The 21,320-nt window shown below is 49.6% G+C and carries 23 protein-coding genes and 3 pseudogenes; 11 read left to right on the top strand and 15 right to left on the bottom strand.

The window, feature by feature from the left end:
- Positions 1 to 370: 370 nt before the first annotated feature.
- From DO97_RS20550 to DO97_RS03755, 3 genes are all read right to left on the bottom strand, one after another.
- Entirely contained in the window at positions 371 to 1,090 is a 720-nt protein-coding gene (locus DO97_RS20550; RefSeq protein ID WP_052128344.1) for a BON domain-containing protein, read from the bottom strand.
- Positions 1,091 to 1,523: 433 nt separating this feature from the next.
- On the bottom strand, positions 1,524 to 2,867 hold the full coding sequence (locus tag DO97_RS03760) for an SCP2 sterol-binding domain-containing protein (RefSeq protein ID WP_036531222.1): 1,344 nt from the start codon (positions 2,865 to 2,867) through the stop codon (positions 1,524 to 1,526).
- Between the two features lie 130 nt (positions 2,868 to 2,997).
- Positions 2,998 to 3,864: an SDR family NAD(P)-dependent oxidoreductase gene (locus tag DO97_RS03755; RefSeq protein ID WP_052128343.1), complete on the bottom strand. Its 867-nt coding sequence runs from the start codon at positions 3,862 to 3,864 to the stop codon at positions 2,998 to 3,000.
- 104 nt (positions 3,865 to 3,968) lie between these two features.
- Here DO97_RS03755 and DO97_RS03750 point away from each other — a divergent pair, with 104 nt between their 5' ends.
- Entirely contained in the window at positions 3,969 to 4,514 is a 546-nt protein-coding gene (locus DO97_RS03750; protein ID WP_036531220.1) for a PadR family transcriptional regulator, read from the top strand.
- A 91-nt stretch (positions 4,515 to 4,605) separates the two neighbouring features.
- Here DO97_RS03750 and DO97_RS03745 read toward each other — a convergent pair whose 3' ends face one another.
- The 9 genes and pseudogenes from DO97_RS03745 to DO97_RS03710 form a co-directional block, all read right to left on the bottom strand.
- A complete protein-coding gene (locus DO97_RS03745; RefSeq protein WP_052128342.1) occupies positions 4,606 to 5,220 on the bottom strand; it encodes a hypothetical protein in 615 nt (204 codons plus the stop codon).
- An 87-nt stretch (positions 5,221 to 5,307) separates the two neighbouring features.
- Positions 5,308 to 5,760: a hypothetical protein gene (locus DO97_RS25830; RefSeq protein WP_239651423.1), complete on the bottom strand. Its 453-nt coding sequence runs from the start codon at positions 5,758 to 5,760 to the stop codon at positions 5,308 to 5,310.
- Positions 5,761 to 5,807: 47 nt separating this feature from the next.
- Positions 5,808 to 6,131 carry a HEAT repeat domain-containing protein gene (locus DO97_RS25825; protein WP_239651422.1) on the bottom strand — a complete coding sequence of 108 codons (324 nt, stop codon included), beginning with the start codon at positions 6,129 to 6,131 and terminating at the stop codon, positions 5,808 to 5,810.
- Between the two features lie 68 nt (positions 6,132 to 6,199).
- Positions 6,200 to 7,051 (bottom strand): HEAT repeat domain-containing protein, encoded by an 852-nt coding sequence (locus DO97_RS03735; protein ID WP_036531344.1) that lies wholly within the window; start codon positions 7,049 to 7,051, stop codon positions 6,200 to 6,202.
- A 53-nt stretch (positions 7,052 to 7,104) separates the two neighbouring features.
- Positions 7,105 to 7,297, bottom strand: a pseudogene (locus DO97_RS03730) (phycobilisome linker polypeptide).
- Positions 7,298 to 7,402: 105 nt separating this feature from the next.
- Positions 7,403 to 8,257, bottom strand: a complete 855-nt coding sequence (locus DO97_RS03725) for a phycobilisome linker polypeptide (protein ID WP_036531218.1) — start codon at positions 8,255 to 8,257, stop codon at positions 7,403 to 7,405.
- Positions 8,258 to 8,374: 117 nt separating this feature from the next.
- Positions 8,375 to 9,194: pseudogene (locus tag DO97_RS30710) on the bottom strand (phycobilisome rod-core linker polypeptide).
- Between the two features lie 231 nt (positions 9,195 to 9,425).
- Complete coding sequence (gene cpcA / locus DO97_RS03715) at positions 9,426 to 9,914, bottom strand: phycocyanin subunit alpha (RefSeq protein ID WP_036531217.1); 489 nt, start codon at positions 9,912 to 9,914, stop codon at positions 9,426 to 9,428.
- Positions 9,915 to 10,013: 99 nt separating this feature from the next.
- A complete protein-coding gene (locus DO97_RS03710; protein ID WP_036531216.1) occupies positions 10,014 to 10,532 on the bottom strand; it encodes a phycocyanin subunit beta in 519 nt (172 codons plus the stop codon).
- 674 nt (positions 10,533 to 11,206) lie between these two features.
- On the opposite strand from DO97_RS03710, the gene DO97_RS03705 reads away from it, so the two are divergent.
- Complete coding sequence (locus DO97_RS03705) at positions 11,207 to 11,452, top strand: hypothetical protein (protein WP_052128341.1); 246 nt, start codon at positions 11,207 to 11,209, stop codon at positions 11,450 to 11,452.
- A 146-nt stretch (positions 11,453 to 11,598) separates the two neighbouring features.
- On the opposite strand, the gene DO97_RS03700 is transcribed toward DO97_RS03705, so the two are convergent.
- Complete coding sequence (locus DO97_RS03700) at positions 11,599 to 12,120, bottom strand: tetratricopeptide repeat protein (RefSeq protein ID WP_162182933.1); 522 nt, start codon at positions 12,118 to 12,120, stop codon at positions 11,599 to 11,601.
- Between the two features lie 17 nt (positions 12,121 to 12,137).
- On the opposite strand from DO97_RS03700, the gene DO97_RS24290 reads away from it, so the two are divergent.
- The 5 genes from DO97_RS24290 (at position 12,138) to DO97_RS03680 (ending at position 15,605) form a co-directional block, all read left to right on the top strand.
- A complete protein-coding gene (locus tag DO97_RS24290; RefSeq protein WP_036531214.1) occupies positions 12,138 to 12,398 on the top strand; it encodes a hypothetical protein in 261 nt (86 codons plus the stop codon).
- Positions 12,399 to 12,739: 341 nt separating this feature from the next.
- Positions 12,740 to 13,807, top strand: a complete 1,068-nt coding sequence (locus DO97_RS03690; protein WP_476703515.1) for an HD domain-containing phosphohydrolase — start codon at positions 12,740 to 12,742, stop codon at positions 13,805 to 13,807.
- Between the two features lie 242 nt (positions 13,808 to 14,049).
- Positions 14,050 to 14,274 (top strand): gamma-glutamyl-gamma-aminobutyrate hydrolase family protein, encoded by a 225-nt coding sequence (locus DO97_RS27290; RefSeq protein ID WP_275574929.1) that lies wholly within the window; start codon positions 14,050 to 14,052, stop codon positions 14,272 to 14,274.
- Positions 14,249 to 14,794: a gamma-glutamyl-gamma-aminobutyrate hydrolase family protein gene (locus DO97_RS03685; RefSeq protein WP_275574936.1), complete on the top strand. Its 546-nt coding sequence runs from the start codon at positions 14,249 to 14,251 to the stop codon at positions 14,792 to 14,794. The genes DO97_RS27290 and DO97_RS03685 overlap by 26 nt, the downstream gene beginning before the upstream one ends.
- A 37-nt stretch (positions 14,795 to 14,831) precedes the next feature.
- Positions 14,832 to 15,605 (top strand): glucose 1-dehydrogenase, encoded by a 774-nt coding sequence (locus tag DO97_RS03680; protein ID WP_036531211.1) that lies wholly within the window; start codon positions 14,832 to 14,834, stop codon positions 15,603 to 15,605.
- 61 nt (positions 15,606 to 15,666) lie between these two features.
- Here the strand turns inward: DO97_RS03680 and DO97_RS03675 are convergent, their stop codons facing one another.
- Together DO97_RS03675 and psbH are read right to left on the bottom strand one after the other, a co-directional pair.
- Positions 15,667 to 16,014 carry a TatA/E family twin arginine-targeting protein translocase gene (locus DO97_RS03675; RefSeq protein ID WP_036531210.1) on the bottom strand — a complete coding sequence of 116 codons (348 nt, stop codon included), beginning with the start codon at positions 16,012 to 16,014 and terminating at the stop codon, positions 15,667 to 15,669.
- A 149-nt stretch (positions 16,015 to 16,163) separates the two neighbouring features.
- Positions 16,164 to 16,367, bottom strand: coding sequence for a photosystem II reaction center phosphoprotein PsbH (gene psbH / locus DO97_RS03670; RefSeq protein WP_036531209.1), 204 nt, complete (start codon positions 16,365 to 16,367; stop codon positions 16,164 to 16,166).
- A gap of 86 nt (positions 16,368 to 16,453) precedes the next feature.
- Here psbH and psbN point away from each other — a divergent pair, with 86 nt between their 5' ends.
- The 4 genes and pseudogenes from psbN to DO97_RS30705 all read left to right on the top strand — a co-directional run bounded on the left by psbN (position 16,454) and on the right by DO97_RS30705 (position 21,269).
- Positions 16,454 to 16,585 carry a photosystem II reaction center protein PsbN gene (gene psbN / locus DO97_RS03665; protein ID WP_036531208.1) on the top strand — a complete coding sequence of 44 codons (132 nt, stop codon included), beginning with the start codon at positions 16,454 to 16,456 and terminating at the stop codon, positions 16,583 to 16,585.
- 205 nt (positions 16,586 to 16,790) lie between these two features.
- Positions 16,791 to 17,117 (top strand): STAS domain-containing protein, encoded by a 327-nt coding sequence (locus DO97_RS03660; protein ID WP_052128340.1) that lies wholly within the window; start codon positions 16,791 to 16,793, stop codon positions 17,115 to 17,117.
- 596 nt (positions 17,118 to 17,713) lie between these two features.
- The gene (locus DO97_RS03655) at positions 17,714 to 19,591 is read left to right on the top strand and encodes an NAD(P)H-quinone oxidoreductase subunit F (protein WP_036531206.1); all 1,878 of its coding nucleotides are present in this window, start codon (positions 17,714 to 17,716) and stop codon (positions 19,589 to 19,591) included.
- 146 nt (positions 19,592 to 19,737) lie between these two features.
- Positions 19,738 to 21,269, top strand: a pseudogene (locus DO97_RS30705) (NADH-quinone oxidoreductase subunit M).
- The last annotated feature ends 51 nt before the right edge of the window (positions 21,270 to 21,320 follow it).

The following is a 21,320-nucleotide window of genomic DNA, read 5'->3' as shown; positions in this document are numbered from 1 at the left end:
TATTTTCTGATTTAAATAAAGGAAGGTTTGGGATTACCTCGTAGCAATTTATCAATGAGCCAGGTGCAGCTCCTTGGTGAGAATTCAGGAGTCAGTTTTTAAAAACCTTCCGGAATCTGACTCCTGAATTCTTCATTCAGAATGTATTGGATGCGAGTGAGAATCGCTTTATTTCTATGATTTAAGGTTGTAACTTCCGGCAGTGGCCTCTTGATTTGTCATAATCAACTATCAGCTCGGTTCTATAAGGGTTTTAGTCCTTATTTTGAATTCATTTCAAGCCCGACTGCCAGATATTTGACTATCTCAAATTTCAGGATATCCCAGTTTAGCAATGATTTATTTATTGATTCAGAAATGCCTAAAAGCATTACATTTTTGATGGAGCAGTTGCTACCATATTGACCTTTCTAATCCCCTGAATTGATCTTAGTAATGGTTGAATCTGTTGCAGTTGCTCTGGTGATGCGGCAGTACCTGATATCGTCACTTCACCATTTTTTACTTCAACTATCAATTGATTGTTTGGTAGGTTGTTTTGAAACTTCTTCATGATTTCATTTTTGAGGTTACTGTCCGTTGCGCCAGAGTTCTGAGATGGGTTAGTGGCGCTAACATTCCCTGGATTAGAAGATGGATTGGTTGCAGAAGGTTGAGTCGTGATATTTACCGTTGATCTAGGTGCCTGAGCTTGGGGTACTGGTACGATGGTAACAATAGGTTTCTGAACCAACCGGACTTGTTGAGGAGCAGGGCTAGGGGATGAAGTACTTTGATGAACTGGCAGACTGATGAAAGTTGTAGGCAGGGGTTTGTTCACTTGAGTTAAAAAGTAAATTGTCCCCGCAGTGAGACCTGATACACAGGTGACAATTACACCAATCAGTATTCCTTTATAAAGGTTTCTTTCCGTACGCTCGACTCGTATATCTTGGATTTTTTCCTCTGCTACTTGACTATCCATGTAACTATTTTCATAAGAGTGGATGTTCCCTTGGGCATCTTTATACTCGGTTCGGATATTCCCTTGAGTATCTTTATACTCTCGATAGATCACCCGAGCAGAATTTTCGCGATCGCTGGCGTTCATAATTTTAGCTTCTCTCCATGTGGATATTAGATTGATACTTACTTTTTAAGCATGGCATGAGAGTGCTTGAAATCAAGTATATTAATGGGTTTGAACATTGTCAGAATTGTATAAGTTGAACTAGAAATTTACGATTCTTAATAAGAAGTACATCTAGTCTTTTAAGTAATCAGATAGCCCAAATAAGCCTAGGCTAAGATTCAATCCTAGGCTTGATATCAGTTATGGTTCCTCTAGCCTCTGAAACTGGTCAAATAAATACGGTAGAGAATGTAGCTATAACTACTGATCTGATTTACATGAAAGCTAAAGCTGCTAATCACTTGCCATGGTAAGAATCAATAGCCAATCATTGGATGGGGCTTTAAACCTGAACCTATTCCAGCCGAATCCTCTGGAGATTCTGTTGATGAATGAGCGCTGACTGAGGATTTCAGGCAGGGAAACACTTGCCAAATGCTTGAAGTAATTTGGGAGAACCCTGAATGCGAATCTTGCGTCGCAACAGCGCCCAAATCAGGTTTTCTTGCTTACTAAGAAAACCTAACCAGGTTTTGCTATCTGCCGTCACTGAAAGATTGGCAATCCCTATGTGACCTGCTTCAACTTGTACGGTTTTATTTTGAATGGTTACCGTTGCACGACGGGATTCAGAGCCAGTGAAAGTGAAGTGATAAATTGCATTTAATCCCTCTGATTGATTGCGTTGGAAGAGCAATTGCAGCCCAAAGAGAAAGCCTTGAATTGATTGAGGACGAATACCATTACTCACTAGCTTGACTGTTTTATGGGGAAATCGTCTCGCAACATAGGTCTCAGCATCCGATCCTGGCACCACATAGATAGTTTCGGTTTTGTCCTGCAATGGCTTGACTACATCTTGAATAAAGGCTTTGCGATCGCTCAGAAATGGTGCAATTACATCTTCTCCCGCCGGACAGGCAGCGATACAGTAGGCTGCTTTATAGTTCGCCTTAAATGATAGGCTTTGCCACATTGAAGCAGATTCAGAAGCACTGACATTTTTGCGATAATCATTGGCATTTTTGCTTTCAGCAATCGTTTCCGCCCAATCTGTAAATCCCCCCATGAATTCACGATAATTATGGGTATAACAGGCTGAAAAATTGAAGTGACCATCCGCGGCGATCGCTCCAACTGGACATGCTGCCACACATAGTTTGCACTCAATACAGGGGTTATAGTCGATAGGGTGGGTGTAGGCTGTAACCTCCGCATTCATCAGCACGGTTGCCAGTAAAATGTAGTTGCCAAACTGAGGGTGGATCACATTCCGGTGAATTCCCATGTGACCTAATCCGGCGGCAACTGCAACCGGTTTATGGGAAACAGACCAGATTTTTCCAGGAAATTGATCCATTTCTTGAGGAAATCCCGCCGCTGGATTCAAGGCGCGGATACCAATTTCTTCTAGGGTTTTCACAATGCTTCTCGCCACCTGATCAATATGCTCAGCAGTGGCATGAAATTCAACATTGGCAATTGACCGCAAGGTGGTTCGTATATTCTCCCGATTCATCCGGCAGACGACGCTGATCAAGGTTTTGGTCGCCGGGAAAGCTGTCAGAATATCAGCTTGTTGATTGGCGATCGCGGGTCGTTCAATCTCCACAAATCCCACATCATCGGCACCTGCCTGCATACAAAGCTCTCGCAATCTGTCTGCGTTTAACGGCACAGCAGCGCTAGGTTGGTGTTTGCCCGCTGCCTGCTGGTGCCACCACTGAACCGTAGGATGATCCTCAAACTTTGTCATGACAGCCTCCAAGGATGAATGTCAGTGAGATGAATGTCAGTAAGATGTATGTGTAGTGGTGCCCCACAACCGCAAGGGCATGGATGGCTTACCGCGGTTGGCTGTTTCCAGTCGTTCCGTCTTGACAGGGTTATTTTCGGTCAGCGTCAAGATCTTGTTTCCCAAGTCTGTGCTTCGTCATGCCCTTCATCACCTCCCCCATAATTCGTACTCGCAGCCAACGTGGCAGCAGCACCAACGAGTATGTCAGCAGTTTTGACAGGAAACCAGGCAGTGCCGTAGCCCGACGACCTAAGGCATTCAGGATTGGCAGAGCGATGTCACCAGGTTTCAGAGCCATCCCCATCCGCATCCCAGCGCGAGTGGCAAAGCCGGATTGAGTTGGGCCGGGAGCAGCAGCTAAAACATCGACGCCCAGAGGTGCAAGTTCCACATCCAACGCTTCAGCCAGTGCCTGCACATAGGCTTTGGTCGCTGCATAGTGGGCGGCAAACGGCATCCCCTGAAAACCTACGATGGAACTCATTAGCACCAAGCCCCCCCGACCCTGCTGTGCGAACCGACGCCCGAAGTACCAGCTCAAACCCAAGAGGGCACGGCAGTTGACATTGAGCATTGCCATTTCTTCTTCCAGGCAGGCGTCAAGAAACGATCCCGATGTCCCAAAACCAGCTGCCGCGACCAGCAATCCCACATCCAAAGCACGCGTCGCAGCTCCAATTGTTTCTACCCCCGTCTCTAGTGCCAAGTCGAGTCTAATCACCCGAACCTCGATACCGTAGTGAGTGGTCAGATCTGCTGCCATCTCCTCCAGTACGGTTTGGCTGCGCCCGATCAGAACCAAATTGAGCCCGGCCTCCGCCAGCTTGCGAACCATCGCTGCACCAATACCTGAGGAAGCACCCGTAACCACAGCCCAAGATCCATATCGGGTATACAACCGTTGTTGCCAACTCTCCCGACATCGCCAGATTGCGCCTAAATTGATGTTGAGCATTTTTAATTCCATTAATTGTATTCAAATTTTTGAATACAATAATTACGGTATACTCAACCTTGAGAATTCGTCAAGCATTTTTTGGACGACCCCCGCGATCAGTTATGGCTCTCAAACATACCATTCTGGCGTTTCTGTCCAGACAGTCTCTCAGCGGCTATGAGGTGGCCAAAGAATTTGCTGAAGGGTTTGGCAGTTGCTTTTGGAAAGCCAGTCAGCAACAAATTTATGCTGAACTCACCAAGCTAGAGCAGCAAGGCAGCGTTACCTATGAGGCGATTCCCCAACCGGGGCGGCTAGATAAAAAAATTTATTCGATTACGGCACAAGGAATGAAGGATCTGACTGACTGGTTAACCCAACCCTGCGAACCCACGGCTATTCGTGAAGATCTAGGTGTCATGGGTCTAGCGGGTCATCTGATTTCTCATCAGGAGGTGATGGGTGAAATTGAACGGCGACGGAAACTCCATGCAGAGATGGTGCAACAGGTGACAAAGATGGATGAACATTTTATCCAACACCTGAAATCGCTCGAACTCAAAGACCTCTATATGCATTTAATCATTCGTCGGGCTATTCGCTATCAAGAGGAATGGGTTGCTTGGTGCGATGAAGCGCTTCAGGCGATCGCCCAGGCGGTGCAATGAGAGGAGGGTGGGGTGAATCTGTCTTTTATCCGCCGATGTGCGCGAGTCCTACGAGGTAACCGGGTCTTCTGAATACGTCTGGATAGGTACTTTAGCTTATAAACTGAGGTGGAAAGTAAGAATTTGTAATCATCGATCGCCAATCTTCCCCTTCCCCTCGCCAAAATGCCAGCGGATCTTGGGTTGGAAGATAGCTAGGATAATATCGGAGGCTATCTTCCATGCCAGGTTGATAGAACGGAGGCGCGATCTCTAAACCCAAACATAGGTGACCCAGGGATTGAGCAAACTGTTGATGGTGTCCGGGAGAACCCGCATGGGCATGGGCATATTCGTGAACAACCACCCTTAGCCAGTCCTGAGGCATTACCCGCCCGACATCGATCAGGATCGAAATTGGCTGAGTCTGAAGATTGCAAAGCCCATCCACTCCAAAGGACTGAGCGAGGGGAGTCGCAAAAATTTGAAGGGTAGGTTGCTCCCATGGATCAAAACAATTCTGGCAAGCTTGGAGGCAAGCTTGGAGGTAGGTGTTGACCGCTTCAATATGCTCACTGATCCAGATACAGATGGGACTCCGGTGCTCGAGGTCGTGAACCTGCTTGACCATCTCAGGATCTAAAGCAAGACTCCGAACGCCATATAGATAGTCCAAGCCACGGGTAAATGGATCCTTGCTGGCTGTGATGATCAAAGAATCAACCACAATCTATCAACCAATGGTGGAAACTTATTTTAGGGTGCAACGGCGGGTTGTATCTGGTCAGGAGTCAGATGACAGGGAAGAGGCTGGCTAAGTACTGGCAGTCGTGGGAGCGACTGAGACTGCCAGGTCACGATATCGGCGTGGATCGCCTTCCGCTAAAACAACCCGCTCCTGCTCCTTGCGTGCGTACAACTTGTCTAGAATCATCTGCCAGTCCGTTGCCGACAGCGGTGAGGCTTGCGCTTCAACTTCCGGTGAACTCACCTTCTTCTCGGTCTGGAGATACTGCTGCGCCATCCAAACCCGGGCACGCACAGCCCAGCTTACATCGTTCACCGCTATCTCCTCGAATTGGGACTGAATGCGCGATCTCCAATCGGGATGAGCGATAGCAATGTCTGCGGCCAGGGACTGTAAGCCAAAAATGGCTGAGTACCGCACCACCCACTCTTCATCCTGTTGCGCCACAAACAGCAACGCTTCCAAGGCTTCTTCCTGGGCAATTTCTAGGAGATGTTCTGGGAACCAATGCCATTTCATTGCCCCCAGACCTCGGGTAGCAGCCCGACGGACACTCAGGGAAAAAATCAGCGGTTGCTACCCCCGAACAGGGTGAGCAATCCTCTGGGATCCCCAATTCCTGCCAAGGCCCGGATTGCCCAGGAGCGAGCAGTATAGTTGTTCTGATCAAGTTGCTCCAGCAATGCGGATACAGCAGGCTCTCCAATCTGCACCAAGCCATCAACTGCCGCCACAGCTGCACCCGGATTGTTGTAGTTGAGCACGGCAATCAGCGAAGGAACCGCTCCTTCCAATCGAGTTGCAGCTAAATTCCGAACCGCTTTGACTAGTTCGCCGGAAGAATTAGCTAGCTCTACTGCACGAATGAGGGAAGAAAGAGTATCAGACATAGGTGAGGAAGAATGAGGGATGAGGAGGATTGAGGCTTGGTTTCTACCTACATTCTCAGCTGTCACGCTTACAGTAGTTCATCCATTAGGGTCATCACCTGAATTGCACCTTCAGAGAGGGATGGTGGAGTTGTTCGCTGCACTTGTTTCTCTAACAAACCTTTGAGCGCAATAAGCTTGAGGCTGTTTTCTGCCAGGGTGTGGGCGATCGCCTCTGCTGCGGGTAGATAGCCAATTGCTCCCAGATCAGCAAGGGCGGCACGGCGCAATGTCAGTTTTTCACCGGACAACGCCTGCACCAGGTAATCAGCGTAGGTTGGATCCTGGGTTAATTCATACATTGATCGGGCAGCAGCATACTGCAATATCTCGAAGGGATGATTGAGAAATGGCTCGATTAGAGGAATCGCTTCCGGTGCTCCCAGTGCTCCCAAGGTTTCCAGAATGGCATTGTAGGGATGAGGTAAGCGAATACCGCCGGACTCGGCTTGGGCTGACTCCAAGCCACTTGCCAAGAAGCTCATCAGCACGGGCACACAACTGCGATCGCCCAACATTCCAAGGGACTGCACCGCTGCTTCCCGCACATAAAAATCGTCACACTCCAAGCACTGGATCAATGCCGGAACTGCCCGAGTCGCTCCCAACTTTCCCAAGGCACGAGCGGCATTACGCCGTAGCGGATATCCACCTTCCGTCGTCCGATCTGACTCATCGCCCAGACTGTCAATCAAGACATCAATTGCCTCCGGGGTGGTAACCCGAAACCGACCCAACCACCAAGCTGCATAATAACGCAGACCCAAATCTGAACCGCGTAAATTCGCGATCGCCTGTTCTACAGTGAGAAAAGACTCATCACCGACAGCATCTCCCGCCGGTGACAAGACTAGAGAATCCTTGAAACTGGACTCTTGCATCGATCGCATTAACTCAACTAATCTATCTTTACTATCAGCAAAAATTCTTAACCTTATTCCACAGGAGTAATGTTGACGATCTGGGCACCCAAACGGGTAATGCGCTGCATCTCTTCACTCATCCGGCTATAGGGAACGGTGAAAAAGACGCTGGCACTGGAACGAATGGGAAATCCCCCCCCGGTCAGTCTCTTCATTCTGGCGCAGACCAACCACTTCATACCGAAAGTATCGAGTCCCTAACATAGGCGCTTCTTGCTCCAAAGGATTGAGTGAGAAGGAAATAAAAGTGAAATCCTTAAACCCGAACTAAACACTTAGAAGTTGCAGTTCGGGCTGCTTCACTAACAATTAGAGAGGTGTAACACTGGCAATTTTGCCACCCTGACGTTGAACCCGCTGCATGTGGTTCGTCAGCTCTTCGAAAGGAATAATCACAGCCTTATTGGAACGGCGAACTTTTGGATAACCAGGTCCAGCAATAGCTGCTACTTCTACCCGATAAAGACGCCCAGAGCCAAAGGCTTTTGAGCCACCAAAGGCACTGTTGACGGGAACGCCCCGGAGGGATGGACGAGTATAAACACTCCCAGGAGCAACAATTGTTGATGCTGTACCACGGGCCACTTCAGTCACCAGACGAGGATAACCCCCTTGGGATTGGGAACTACTGGAGGCATACCCCCGGTACAGGGAGAAGAAGCGCGCAAAACCTACGGTTCGCTGACCTATCCCGGTAGTCACCAGCTCGTTATAGTAGGGTACGATGTTTTCGCCGAAGTGAGCATCATATTCCGGCGAATCAATGTAAGAGTCAATATCGGCATCGTAGCCCTTGGTCTCGTACAGATCCATGTGATACCGGATCTCAGCCTGATCATAGGGAGCCCGCCCCAGCAGGTGCTTGTAGTTAAGCTCAGTAACTCGGCTATGGAAGTTATTGTAGAAAAACCTTGTTTTATACAATTCCGATTTAGCCACCAGCCGCACAAACTCTTTAACGGTAATTTTGCCGTCCCGCAATAGCGATTCTGGAATGACCAGACTGTCAGAAGCCATCAAATGGGCATTTCCTAACAGCTGACGATACACCGCACGGATAACGGCTTTAACATCATCCTGGGTTGAATGTGGACGCAGTTCAACCAAAGCAGCATTACTAAACGCCGAAGTCCCTAACCGGGATGCTTGTGCTGTAATAGGCACCGAAATACTCTCCTTTAGTCAGTGTGTTAGAAATGAAGATAGAAACCTGAGAGTGGTTATCAGTTACGGGAATGCTTCTCTACCGGTATGACCAATCTCAGATTCCCCTTTGCCTGCCTACACAGGCTGAATACTAATAACCTTACTGCCCACCCGATTCAGCTGCTGAAGTTTATTCGACAACTGATCATAGGAGACGAGCACTTCAATTGTGCTGCGCCGGATCAAAGCTGGCACAGATGCAGCAGCCCCTTGAACGACCCGGACTCGATAGACATCGCCCCGACGGCCACCCACTGCTCCACTCAAAGCTCCAGTGCTGGGCGGCGAGATGGGAGAAGCTAGATTTTTAGCGAGATCCCATGTCAGGCGGGGTTTACTTGGCAATTGGGAGCGATCGCTGTTGGCATAGCCCCGATATAGTTGGAAAAGGCGGGTAAAGCCAAGGGTTTTCTGACCAGATCCTGTGGTTACTAGATCCCGGTAATAGGGAACTACATTTTCACCAAAGCTTTGCTGATATTCAGGTGAATCAATATAGGAGCTGATCTCTGCTTCGTAGCCCTTGCTCTCATACAGATCTAGATGAGAGCTGATCTCAATTTGATCATAGGGAGCACGCCCCAATAGGTGCTTGTAGTTCAGCTCAATGAAGCGACTCTGGAAGTTGGAATAAAAAAACCTTTTCCCGGTACAGCTCAGACAAAGCCAGTGAACGCACAAAGTCACGCACTGTTATCTGTCCTTGGCGCAAGAGAGATTCTGCACCAGCCAGACGCTCACTCTGCATAATGTGTTCATTACCGAACACTTGGCGGTAGGCTGCTCGGATGACAGCCTGTACATTTGCTTCATCCCGGCTGGGACGGAGTTCTACTGGTTCTGCTTCACTGAACGGGCGGATTCCCAGCCGCCCAGCCTCTTGTAAGCCAGCCATAGTTGCTTCCCCTACTTCGATTTCTTAATGGACCGCTTTAATTTCTAGAATCTTTCTTAATGCCAGACATCTTGCCCTATGGAAAAACTGCCGTTAGGAAAACCAGTTTTTCCATAGCAAAAACTTACCTCTGCAAGAAGTCTATCTGAGTACCAAAGAGTTGCCCGGTAAGGCAACCAACTACTTCCATACTGGTAGAGCTGATCACCTTGCCGGGCTAAATGACGCGATCTAGCTCAGGGCGTTGATAGCGTAGTCGATGTAGGAGTTAGCTTCCAATGCGGGGTCACCGCTCAGACCATGGTTAGCCTTGATATACTTCAGGGCTTCCACGTACCAGCTGGGGGATAGATCAAAGGTGCTGTTGATTTCAGCCAAACCTGCAATCAGGTACTCATCGATAGGACCTGTACCACCAGCGATCAAGCAGTATTGAACCATGCGCAGATAGTAGCCGATGTCCCGGACACACTTGTCCTTGCCGCGTTGATCAGCAGCGAAGTTGTTTCCTGGGGTAGAGGTGGTGTAAGGAAACTTTTGGTACACGGCATTAGCTGCACCTTGAGCCAAGGAGCTAGCTTTGCTGGCCAAAGCCTTAGCAGCTTCTAGATCAGCACTAGCAAGACGAAGGCGACCGAAAGCAATTTGTAGTTCGGTATTGCTGAGGAAACGGCCTTGGGAATCGGCAGCTGCTACTGCTTCGGTCAATTGCGTTTTCATTGATTGATATCTCCCTATTGATTGTTTTGCAAAGATTTTCGTTGAAAGCAAGGAGTCAGTTGTCACTTGCGGGAATGGTGACCCATGACACCCAAAAAATTAGCCGACTGCAGAGGCAGCCCGGTCGAAGTAGCTAGCAACTTCAGCGATCAGGGCACTGCAATCACCTTGGGTGATACCAGCACGGTCGTTAGCGATTGCAATTGCAGCATCCTTCATCTTGGCAACACCAGCAGCAACAGAACCACCGGGGACGCCCAATGCCAAGTAGGTTTCGCGCAGACCATTCAGGCAACGATCATCCAGAACGCTAGCATCACCAGTAAAGATAGCGTAGGTAACATAGCGCAGGACAATTTCCATGTCGCGCAAGCAAGCAGCCATGCGGCGGTTCGTGTAAGCATTACCACCAGGTGCAATCAACTGGGGCTGTTCAGCAAACAGTTCACGAGCAGCGTTGGCAACGATAGCAGATGAGCTGCTGGTGATCCGGTTAACTACGTCCGTGCGCTTCATCCCATCTTTAACTACTGCGCTCAGGGCATCAATTTGAGAATTGCTGACGAATTCTCCACGGGCATCAGCCTGGGAAACAACCCTGGTATATGCATCTAGCATTGATTTAATCTCCTAAATTTTAGATCCACAACATCAGAAGCAGGGAGTATATACAAAGACAGATGAACCGTTAACCTTTGCAACGCTCTGGTCATCTTTCCCTAAGCATTTCAGTAGCTTAGCTAACACTCAAATTTTTCCAAGAATGATTTCACTGAAATTATGAGAGCACTCCAAGAAAAATGAGAGACTAGATCAACACCAGAGAACAAAGCTCACTCATCTGTACATATACTGTTTAGACTTCCGAGCCCCTTTTATACTAAGACGAATAGAATCCCATTCTTTTTAAGTTATTACAAGTTTTAATTTCTTCATAATCCGCAATAATCCTAGGGGGTGACACGGTTGAGAAATGGGACTTCGATCCGCTGAAATCCTTTGGGAGTAAGGAATTTCTTGACGATCGTCCGCCTCATCAGTTACTCCCCGTTCTCAAGTCAGAGGGAGCGTTCATAAGGAGTCCTAGACTTTAGCCTCCCCCAAAAATTACTGCTCTGTACCCCAATGCTTGACCAGAAAGATCTTGGCACTGGTCTGTTAAACGATGATAGGTAAAATAGTTGCAGTGCAATTACCCCACTGCATATGGATTGTTTTCACTGCTAGAGCCAACAGGTCGTTAAAAATGGGCGAGAACCAGGCCTCAATGGGACCCTGATGCAACGACACCGATGCCGAATTGCAGCAAGCAAGATAATGAGCGCACTGGCACCCCGATGGCCCGACTGGGATCGCCTAATTCAATGGTGGCCTCTGGGTTGAATGTCCGCACTGAAGGGATGGGCGTGGGGGCGGCGGCCCGCTCCTTCGGTAAGGCTCACTCCACTATTCTGCGGTGGGAGGCAACTCCTGTATGGATTAAAGTTCTTGGAGGAATGCTTGAAATTCGGGATCGCTTCTCAAACTGTCAAAGGTAGGTTCTTCCGCCAAAGTCTCTGAATAGTTAGGAATGGGGATGTAAGTCCCTTCCCAAATGGATTAAAGTTCTTGGAGGAATGCTTGAAATTCGGGATCGCTTCTCAAACTGTCAAAGGTAGGTTCTTCCGCCAAAGTCTCTGAATAGTTAGGAATGGGGATGTAAGTCCCTTCCCAAAACGTATTCTCTTAAATTCACTAAGGCTTGGTTTGTGTCACCTTGAAGTGCAAAAATCACGGCTTTCGTATAGAGGGCATCGGTGTAGTTCGGTTTTAGCTCAAGGGCGCGATCTCTGGCTGCCATTGCCTCTTGAAATCTTCCCCCATGTCGCAGTACATTGCCTAGATGGGTCAGTGTTTGCGGATCGTCGGGCTTGAGGGTGAGGGCGAGATCGTAACTAGCGATCTCATCTTCATAGTTTCCTAAACACTCCTGGGCCAAAGCTAGATTGTGCCAATTGCCTGCGTTGTCAAGATTCAGATCGAGTGCCTGTTGGTGATATTGGATCGATTCGGTAAATTGCTCCGATCTCAACAAAGCATAAGCACACATACTGAAGCAGTCTTCTTTATGCAGACCGAGGGCGATCGCCTGTTTCAATACTGGCGCAGCTTCACGATAAGGAGCGATACTAGAGTTAGCAGAATCGCGCGGGATGAGATTTGACATCCCAAAGGAGGCTACCCATGCAGGCAAGTGAAGGCGATACTCTCGCCAGAATTGAGGCATTGGTGGAGAAGAACTCGGAAGCTATTTCCAAGCTTCAAGAAGATGTAAGGCGATGGGATGAGCGATTCTTTCAACACAGCCGCGATAACATTACTCTCGCCCGTGCGATTCTTGTAGCTTCTTTTGTGGCAGTGCTACTCTCCCCAGCACTAGCAGGAATTACCCCAGTCATTCAGCAGCTCGTCTCCGGACTTGTAGGGCAACAAGGAGGAAGTTGAATCTTGACCCAAGCCACTGGCGCAGATTTTCGGTGTCTAGTGCTGGAGCGATTCGGTAATGGAATCACGCCGGATTACCATATATTGACGGCTATCCAACACTCCTGAATACATCTAGCCGATAGCCTACCTCGCTATGCAGATCCCAGAGCCGATGATCCAAATTTTCCCCATCTGGAGTCCCAGGAGTGCCGTGATGGTATATTTCCCCACCTTCATTGACTGGCTTGCCAGTAATCTCCGTAAAACACCCGATTCCTCAACGCTCTGAATTTCTCATACTGAATAAAAATTCATCGTCCCCAGAGATTCCCATCAGCCTATCCTAGGACTATGAAGGTATTCATGGCGAAAGCGCAAAGGGTGCCCCTGTGAACAGTATCGATCCCGATCTCCCTCGCATTCTGGTCGTAGATGATCATCCCTCTAGTCGGCTAACGGCTGTGGCACTGCTTTCGGTTGAAGGATACAACGTCTTGGAAGCAGAGAGTGGTGTTGCTGCCCTCAGTGCTGTCTTAGAGATCAATCCTGATCTGATTTTGCTGGATGTGATGATGCCAGGCATGGATGGGTTTGAGGTCTGTCGGCGGTTAAAGCAGGATGAGCAAACCCGACTGATTCCAGTGGTGTTTATCACTGCTCTCAATGATCGGCGATCGCGAATTTTGGGCATTGAGGCTGGAGCAGATGACTTTCTGACCAAACCCTTTGACCACCTGGAATTATCAGCACGGGTGAAGTCCCTCGTTCGCCAAAAGCAGCTGAACGAAGATCTGGAGCATTCCGAACAAGTGTTATTTTCCATTGCCCGAACCGTCGAGAGCCGGGACCCCAACACGGGTGATCACTGCGAGCGTTTGGCAGAACTGGGAAGAGTCTTTGGTGAATTCTTAAACCTCTCCCGGAGTCAAATTCGTGATCTGGCTTGGGGTGGGTATCTGCATGACATCGGCAAGATTGGGATTCCGGATGCCATTTTGCTCAAGACTGACAAGCTTACAGATGCAGAGTGGGCAATTATGCAGCAGCATGTTCTGATCGGTGAACAAATTTGTAAGCCTCTCCGTACCATGCGGGGTGTGATTCCCATTATTCGCCATCACCATGAGCGCTGGAATGGCTCCGGCTACCCAGATGGCTTGGTTGGTGATGGGATTCCCTATATAGTTCAGATCTTCCAGGTGATTGACATCTACGATGCCCTCACCAATGAACGCTCTTATAAACCAGCCTTCTCCCAAGAGGAAGCACTAAAAATTCTGGCAGCAGAAGTGAGAGGAGGCTGGCGCAACCCTGTGCTGGTTGAGCAATTTACAGCATTTATTTCTGCCCGTAAACCACTCACTCCAACACCCACACTCAGCGCCTTGAAGTTGAGTTCTCCGGCCCACTCTTCAGTGGTTTCATAACGATGACTGATGGGTTGTGATGTGAGAAGTTTGCCATGGGCGAAGTACCCGTTGGCGACGGTTCTGAAAGCCTGTAGACACTAATAAGGGATGAATTCGGCGCGACCCTTAGGTTTGACGACTGCCTTGGCGAATTGGTGGAAGTTGAAGTGGGTGGGAGAACGCATTATCCTTACTTAGGAATATTTACGATAGGATACCCTAGGTTGTTGCTGCCTGGACTGACTCAGAGGGGGAATAGCTTGGAGCAAAATCGGCCTCCGATGATTGGGATTACCACCTATGGTCGGAATGAGGTACAGGATTTTAACCTACCAGCTGCCTACGTGGATGCGGTGAAGTGGGCAGGGGGAATTCCGCTGTTGCTGCCACCCAGCCAACCGGAACCCAGTCGCCTTCTGGATGTAATTGATGGATTAAGTTTTTTCCGGCGGCGGGGATATAGATCCAAGCCTTTACGGGGGTGACTCCCATCCCTCACTTTATATGGTGGATGCTGAACGAGATGGATTTGAACTCACCCTGGCCCAACAAGCACTGAGAACCAATCTCCCGATTCTGGCAATTTGTCGGGGGATGCAACTGTTCAATATCGCCACCGGGGGCAACCTGGTTCTTCATGTACCTGAGGTCTACAGCACAACGATCCCCCATCGCTTAGATCACCCCCGTCGCCCGATCGAGCACGACACTTACCTGGTTGCCGATAGTCGCTTAACCAGTATTTTGGGGGCAACCACAGTCAAGGTCGTTTCCTGGCATCATCAAGCGGTCCATCAGGTTGTTGACACAGATTGGCAAGTAGTTGCTCAGGCGGCGGACGGTCTTGTTGAAGCCATGGAGCATCGGCATCACCCCTGGTTAGTCGCTGTGCAGTGGCATCCAGAACTCTCCCCCTGGGAGTCAGTTCATTCCCGCTTATTTCAAGCCTTAGTCAAGGCTGCGGCAACCCGTAATTCTGGGTATGCCCTAGCCTGTGGCAGCTAACACCAACATGTAGTCGAGAGGATGGCGAGGAGAGTCTATGCGGTTAGCCAACAAAGTGGCTCTGATTACAGGTGCAGGCAGTGGTATCGGTCGAGATTCTGCCCTTCTCTTTGCCCAAGAAGGGGCTCGGGTCGTTGTCAGTGACATCAATCCAACAGCGGGGGAAGCCACCGTGACCCTGATTGCCCAAGCAGGTGGACAGGCGACGTTTGTGGCTGCTGATGTTGCCAAGGCAGTGGAGGTTCAAGCCATGGTTGCAGCGGCGGAGTCAACCTATGGTGCGCTCCACATTTTGTTTAATAATGCCGGCATCTTTCATGCCGCGGATGGTTCGGTGGTCGATACAGAAGAAGCGATCTGGGATCTGACCATGAATATCAACCTCAAAGGGGTGTTTCTGGGCTGTAAGTATGGAATTCCGGCCCTTTTACGGGCGGGGGGTGGCTCAATTATTAATACGGCATCCTTTGTAGCCTTGCTGGGGGCAGCAACTTCCCAATCTGCTTATACAGCCAGCAAAGGTGGAGTCCTATCCCTGACCCGCGAAATTGCTGTGGAATTTGCCCGTCAAAATATTCGTGCCAATGCCCTCTGCCCTGGCCCAGTGGAAACCCCCCTGCTGGCTGAACTGCTGTCAGACCCTGCCCGTCGCCAACGGCGATTGGTTCATATACCACCGGGACGCTTTGCCCAGTCTCAGGAAATTGCCAATGCAGCCCTATTCTTAGCGAGTGACGAGTCTTCCTTTGTGAATGGATCGACGTTTTTGGTAGATGGTGGCATTACAGCCGCCTATGTGACCCCTGAATAGCACAACCAGTTCAGGAATATCCCAGGCAAATCTAACCAGGGGTTATGATCGCCATCCGAGCTTACTCCGGTCGATGTTGATGGGGGGTGGCAACGGCTTCAGAGACCTCTGTCTCTTCAACAATGCTGGGAGAGGGAGAGGGATCGTTCACCAGCGCCACGGGTGTCGCTGCCGCAGTTAAGGCTGGAGGCATCTCTAGATCAGCTTTCATGGGCTCTGGAGGCACTGATTCGAGGCGATCGGCTTCGCGCTTGAACTCTGTCTCAAATTCCTTGGAAGCCTCCTGAAACCCACGAATTGCTTTCCCCATGCTGCGGCCAATTTCTGGCAGTTTCTTGGGGCCAAACACTAGCAAGGCCAACACCATAATCAGTGCCATTTCTGGTAAGCCAATGCCGAATACATTCATCTCCATCCCTCCTGTGAATGCGCTAGGTTCAGTGGCCGATTGCGCTGTGATCCTTTAGCACTGAAACCACCTAACCAGTATAGGGCGCACACCCATAAAAAACCCCGGCCAAACCGGGGTATCTGTTGCAGTTCTGCAAGTTGGTAGCCCTAGCCACCCAGACTTCTCCAACCGACGGTCACATTTTCAATGAGGAGGGAGGAATTATAGAGTTGCAGAATAATCAGCAAGAAGACAAAGAATAAGCCCATAAAAACAGCCATCAATGGAGTTGTTCCCCAACCTGGAGCCACCTTCCCATACTCAGAGTTGAGGGGCTTCAGGATATCTCCCAATCTAGTGCGTTGTGCCATAGCTCACCCAAAATGAATTTCGAGAGGACGTTTGTAACTTTCCGTAATATTATAGGGGAAGGGATGTCACGAGATGGATTGAACTCATGGAACCTGCAATAGTTCTTAGCATTTCGATTGGTGCCGTTATTATTGCGGTGACTGGTTATGGTGTGTATGTTTCATTTGGACCGCCTGCCAAGGATCTGCGTGACCCCTTTGAAGAGCACGAAGATTAACGAGACCTAGGTGAATGTCGTAATTGTGCCAGTTTCTACTGAAGTACATAGAAGGTGCCGACTCTGTACAGCGGTAGGTCATGGCTGCGGGTTTATAGTGACTTAGAGTCTGGTTATCAGTCTCTAGTCAGTCATCTGACAAAATTAACTCTATAATTATTGATGCCAATAAGGTTCACAAGGTTACCTAATTGCCCTTAGGTCTATGCTGATTTCTACGGAGATTCGGGTCATTCAGCCTACTGGATTTTTGAGCACCGCCAACTCCGCAGCCTTCCTAGAGGATTTTAAGCGCTGTTTCGAGGCAGATGCCAGCATTATCCTGGTGGATTTGCAAGAGATTACCTTCCTCGACAGCTCCGGCTTAGGGACGCTTATTCACATGCATACGAAGCTGAGGTTGGCTGGACGTCGGCTTTGTCTTTGTTCTCTGAACGAGCAAGCCTTAACCCTGCTAGAAATTTCTGATTTAGATCGCGTCCTAGAGATCTTTGAGAACCAGGATGCTTTTTTTGATGAGATCGTCAAATAGAGTAGTTTCGATTCCACACCTTCAGAAAGTTCGATGTCTGAGCAATCCATACCTTAAGGGCTAATTTACAAAGAAAATCTTAAGGGGCTAAAACCCTTGCCATTTATGGCTTTCAGGCTTCAGATAGCTTAAGAAGGCTGTTTTTTGAAAGGCTTGCCATGAAAGAGTTTCAGCCGACTTTATAAATCAGCCCTAAGGGCGATCGCTGTTGATAACCCCTCCCGGAAATTAAGGGTGAAAACCATGCTGGCCAAGTCATGAGGGTGCTTCATTGCTATGGGCTAGGTTGCTGAAGGCGTTTCATCCATCAAAAAAAGTAATCGGTGCCATTGGGATTCCCGGTTTGTATTTTGATTTTATAAATCTTAAGATTACTCTCAGGCTACCAGCTGAGAAATTTTAACTCCTTCAATATCCTGGTTCAGTGAATCTGCACGCTCAGGGTTATGCCCTCATGTTGCAAAACTCATTTTATCCAGGAGTGGGTCATTAGACCTTCGGTAACACGATTTTCAGCCTGCTATAACCTTTGAATCCCTGAACGTAGAATCAGGGTTATTTTTTCATCGCTATTTTCACTGTTAGGGGCGTAGTTGATGTATCAATTTCTAGTTGAAACAGCCTGGTTGATTCCCTGCTATGCGCTACTGGGGGCGCTGTTATCGATTCTCTGGTTGCCCTCTATTACCCGGCGCACGGGACCTCGTCCTGCGGGTTATGTGAATACCTGCACGACGTTGCTTGCAGTGCTCCACAGTGTGGCGCTTCTGCCCCTCACGTGGCATCAACCCCCCCAGGAATTTTTCTATCCCTGGTTGCAGGTGGCAAATTTAAATCTCACCTTGCCCGTTGAGGTATCTTCCTTAACCGTTGGGGCTTTAATTTTGATCAATGGTCTGAATCTATTGGCCCAGTTCTATGCCATTGGTTACATGGAAATGGACTGGGGGTGGGCGCGATTCTTCGCGTTGCTGGCTCTGTTTGAGGCGGGTCTATCGGGATTAGTACTGTGTAATTCCCTTTTCTTTAGTTACGTCATCCTGGAAATCCTCACCCTCGGCACCTACCTCCTAATTGGGTTTTGGTTTAATCAATCCTTGGTGGTCACGGGAGCCCGCGATGCTTTTTTGACCAAACGGGTGGGGGATTTATTCCTGCTCATGGGGGTGATTGCCCTATTGCCCTTGGCTGGTACCTGGAACTTTACAGAGTTAGCCGTTTGGGCACAGACGGCACAAGTTGACCCAAACGTTGCGGCCTTGATCGGGTTGGCGCTGATTGCTGGCCCCATGGGTAAGTGCGCCCAGTTTCCCTTACATTTGTGGCTGGATGAGGCCATGGAAGGGCCACTGCCCAGTACCATTCTTCGGAACTCAGTGGTGGTGGCATCCGGTGCCTGGGTGTTAGTGAAATTACAACCTGTTTTGGCACTGTCCCCGATTACTTTAACGGCTCTGGTAGTGATTGGGGCAACCACTGCGATCGGTGGCACCCTGATTGCGATCGCCCAGATTGATACCAAGCGGGCACTGTCTTATTTGGTGAGTGCCTACATGGGATTGGTATTCATTGCGGTGGGAACCCAGCACGATGAAGCGGCTTTGCTCCTTGTTCTCACCCATGCAGTGGCGATCGCCCTCTTGGTGATGAGTGTGGGGGGCGTGATCTGGAACAGCATTACTCAAAACTTAACCCAGCACGGAGGTCTGTGGTCTCGGCGTCCGGTGAGTGGGTTTTCCTTCCTCGTAGGGGCAGCGGGTTTGATCGCCGTGCCACCCCTGGGTGGATTTTGGGCCTTACTTCAGCTGGCAGATGGCCTGTGGGATGACCATCAATTTGGCCTGCTGGGGGTGTTAGGGCTGGTCAATGGCTTAACCGCCTTTGGTCTCACCCGGGTATTTAGTCTGATGTTTGGCGGGAAACCCTCAGCGATGACGGAGCGATCGCCGGAAATTCACTGGCCGATGGCGTTGCCGATGGCGGTACTGCTGGGCTTCGTGTTACATCTGCCCCTGATTTTACAAAGCCTGTCCCTCCTCCCCGATTGGGTGATCGTGAATTATCCAGTCGCTCTTGGGTTAATTGGTTCTAGCCTTCTGGGTTGTAGTATCAGTGCCTTTATCTACTTAGGGAACGTGGTGCCAAAACCTGTAAAGCTTCCATCTCCAGCCCTCCAAGACTTCTTAGCCTACGACCTCTACACGGCCAAACTTTACAAAATCAGCTTTGTACTGGCGGTGGATCTGGTTTCCCGATTCACATCCTGGTGCGATCGCTATGTCGTTGATGGCATTGTCAATCTTGTGGGCATCTCCTCCATTTTTGGGGGCGAAGGCTTGAAATACAGTACCTCCGGTCAGTCTCAGTTCTATGCCCTCACCATTCTCGTAGGACTTTCCTGCTTAGGCGTTTGGTTAGGCTGGCCCTTCCTGTCTCACCTTTCCCTGTCTGCGATCGCCACTACCGGGCCCTAGGGGTCAACAGGCAACTTTGGAGTGGGCAGAATCTAGAATTCAGAATCCAGAATTCAATCTACGCCTGACTCCTGGGTTCTCCTAGCCCTCTCTTCTCCTAGCCCTTAAACAACGCCAAACGTTTCTGTAGGAATCGACGATTGACTATGCTAAGTACCTTGATCTGGTTACCTGTGGTGGGTGCGGCACTCATCGGATTTTGGCCTGGAACCATTTCTGCTACCCGGTCACGCTGGGGAGCCCTGGCGATCGCCGGAAGTCTGCTGCTGTGGACTGGATGGTTAATGAGTCAGTTCGATCTCAGCAACCCCGGCTTACAAATGCGGGAATCCTTCTCCTGGATCAGCCATCTAGGTTTGAACTACACCCTGGGGGTGGATGGCCTGTCCCTGCCGCTGCTGGCCTTGAGTAATTTGCTCACCCTGGGGGTCATCTTTGGCAGTCATGCTGGATTGCCCAATGGTCAACCCCTGCCTCGCCCGCGATTGTTTTATACGCTGATATTGCTGGTGAATGCAGGCATGGCCGGAGCATTGGTGGCCCAGAACCTGTTGCTGTTCATCCTGTTCTATGAAGTAGAACTGATTCCTTTTTATCTCTTGATTGTGATCTGGGGGGGGTCAAAAGCGGGAATACGCTGCCATCAAGTTTTTGATCTACACAGCGGTTTCTGGGATGTTAGTTCTGGCGGCGTTTCTGGCATTGGCCTGGTTAAGTGGCACCTCTAGCTTTGATTACGATGCCATCTCAACCCAGGGTTTATCCCAGCCCACCCAGCTGATTCTATTGACAATGCTGCTGATTGGATTCGGCATTAAGATTCCCCTGGTTCCCTTGCACACCTGGCTACCCGATGCCTATGTGGAAGCTTCCACCCCCGTGGTGATTCTCTTGGGGGGAATTTTGGCTAAGTTGGGCACCTATGGCCTGATTCGGTTCTGTATCGGCTTATTCCCAGATACCTGGTCGTTGGTTGCCCCAGGATTGTCGATCATTGCCGCCCTTTCCATCATTTATGGTGCCTTGGCGGCGATCGCCCAAAAAAGATATCAAGCGTATGGTGGCTTATAGCTCCATCGGTCACATGGGCTATATCCTCTTGGGAACCGCAGCGATGACGCCCCTAGCCCTGGTGGGAGCGGTTTCCCAGATGGTGAGCCACGGTTTGATTCTAGCTTTGCTCTTCTACCTGGTGGGGGTCATTGAGTCCAAGGTGGGGACTCGGGAACTGGATGTGCTGAATGGACTGCTGAATCCCCTGCGGGGTTTACCCTTGACCAGCGCCCTGCTGATCACCGCTGGCATGGCCAGTGCGGGAATTCCTGGCATGGTCGGGTTTATCGCTGAGTTCCTTGTGTTTCAAGGCAGTTTTTCTGTGTTCCCTTGGGCCACCCTATTGTCGGTTGTGGGTACGGGTCTGACGGCAGTTTACTTTGTGATCCTGCTGAATCGTACCTGTTTTGGCAAACTGGACAACACCACTGCCTACTACCCCAGAGTCACCGGGTTGGAACATCTGCCCGCATTGGTCTTAACCGCTCTGATCATGTTTCTGGGTGTTCAGCCCAGTTGGTTAGTGCGTTGGAGTGAACCGACGACCAATGCGATGGTCGCGGCTGTTTCCCTGGATCAACGCTCCCCCCTAGCCCTGAGTGATCCAACCAGAACCGAGCAATAAGTACTTCCCTTGCTCCGCCACTGGTCGTTCGATTGTGCATCTTCACCCCTC

Origin of the sequence: Neosynechococcus sphagnicola sy1 (assembly GCF_000775285.1) — a bacterium.
Lineage (GTDB): Bacteria > Cyanobacteriota > Cyanobacteriia > Neosynechococcales > Neosynechococcaceae > Neosynechococcus > Neosynechococcus sphagnicola.
The sequence above is the reverse complement of the archived record's forward strand: the minus strand, read 5'-3'. Positions and strand labels throughout refer to the sequence as shown.

Bases quoted from the DNA above. Each gene is read 5' to 3' on its own strand.
- DO97_RS20550 (WP_052128344.1), bottom strand. From the start codon at position 1,090: ATGAACGCCAGCGATCGCGAAAATTCTGCTCGGGTGATCTATCGAGAG.
- DO97_RS03760 (WP_036531222.1), bottom strand. From the start codon at position 2,867: ATGACAAAGTTTGAGGATCATCCTACGGTTCAGTGGTGGCACCAGCAG.
- DO97_RS03755 (WP_052128343.1), bottom strand. From the start codon at position 3,864: ATGCTCAACATCAATTTAGGCGCAATCTGGCGATGTCGGGAGAGTTGG.
- DO97_RS03750 (WP_036531220.1), top strand. From the start codon at position 3,969: ATGGCTCTCAAACATACCATTCTGGCGTTTCTGTCCAGACAGTCTCTC.
- DO97_RS25830 (WP_239651423.1), bottom strand. From the start codon at position 5,760: ATGAAATGGCATTGGTTCCCAGAACATCTCCTAGAAATTGCCCAGGAA.
- DO97_RS25825 (WP_239651422.1), bottom strand. From the start codon at position 6,131: ATGTCTGATACTCTTTCTTCCCTCATTCGTGCAGTAGAGCTAGCTAAT.
- DO97_RS03735 (WP_036531344.1), bottom strand. From the start codon at position 7,051: ATGCAAGAGTCCAGTTTCAAGGATTCTCTAGTCTTGTCACCGGCGGGA.
- cpcA (WP_036531217.1), bottom strand. From the start codon at position 9,914: ATGAAAACGCAATTGACCGAAGCAGTAGCAGCTGCCGATTCCCAAGGC.
- DO97_RS03710 (WP_036531216.1), bottom strand. From the start codon at position 10,532: ATGCTAGATGCATATACCAGGGTTGTTTCCCAGGCTGATGCCCGTGGA.
- DO97_RS03705 (WP_052128341.1), top strand. From the start codon at position 11,207: ATGCCGAATTGCAGCAAGCAAGATAATGAGCGCACTGGCACCCCGATG.
- DO97_RS03700 (WP_162182933.1), bottom strand. From the start codon at position 12,120: ATGTCAAATCTCATCCCGCGCGATTCTGCTAACTCTAGTATCGCTCCT.
- DO97_RS24290 (WP_036531214.1), top strand. From the start codon at position 12,138: ATGCAGGCAAGTGAAGGCGATACTCTCGCCAGAATTGAGGCATTGGTG.
- DO97_RS03680 (WP_036531211.1), top strand. From the start codon at position 14,832: ATGCGGTTAGCCAACAAAGTGGCTCTGATTACAGGTGCAGGCAGTGGT.
- DO97_RS03675 (WP_036531210.1), bottom strand. From the start codon at position 16,014: ATGAATGTATTCGGCATTGGCTTACCAGAAATGGCACTGATTATGGTG.
- psbH (WP_036531209.1), bottom strand. From the start codon at position 16,367: ATGGCACAACGCACTAGATTGGGAGATATCCTGAAGCCCCTCAACTCT.
- psbN (WP_036531208.1), top strand. From the start codon at position 16,454: ATGGAACCTGCAATAGTTCTTAGCATTTCGATTGGTGCCGTTATTATT.
- DO97_RS03660 (WP_052128340.1), top strand. From the start codon at position 16,791: ATGCTGATTTCTACGGAGATTCGGGTCATTCAGCCTACTGGATTTTTG.
- DO97_RS03655 (WP_036531206.1), top strand. From the start codon at position 17,714: ATGTATCAATTTCTAGTTGAAACAGCCTGGTTGATTCCCTGCTATGCG.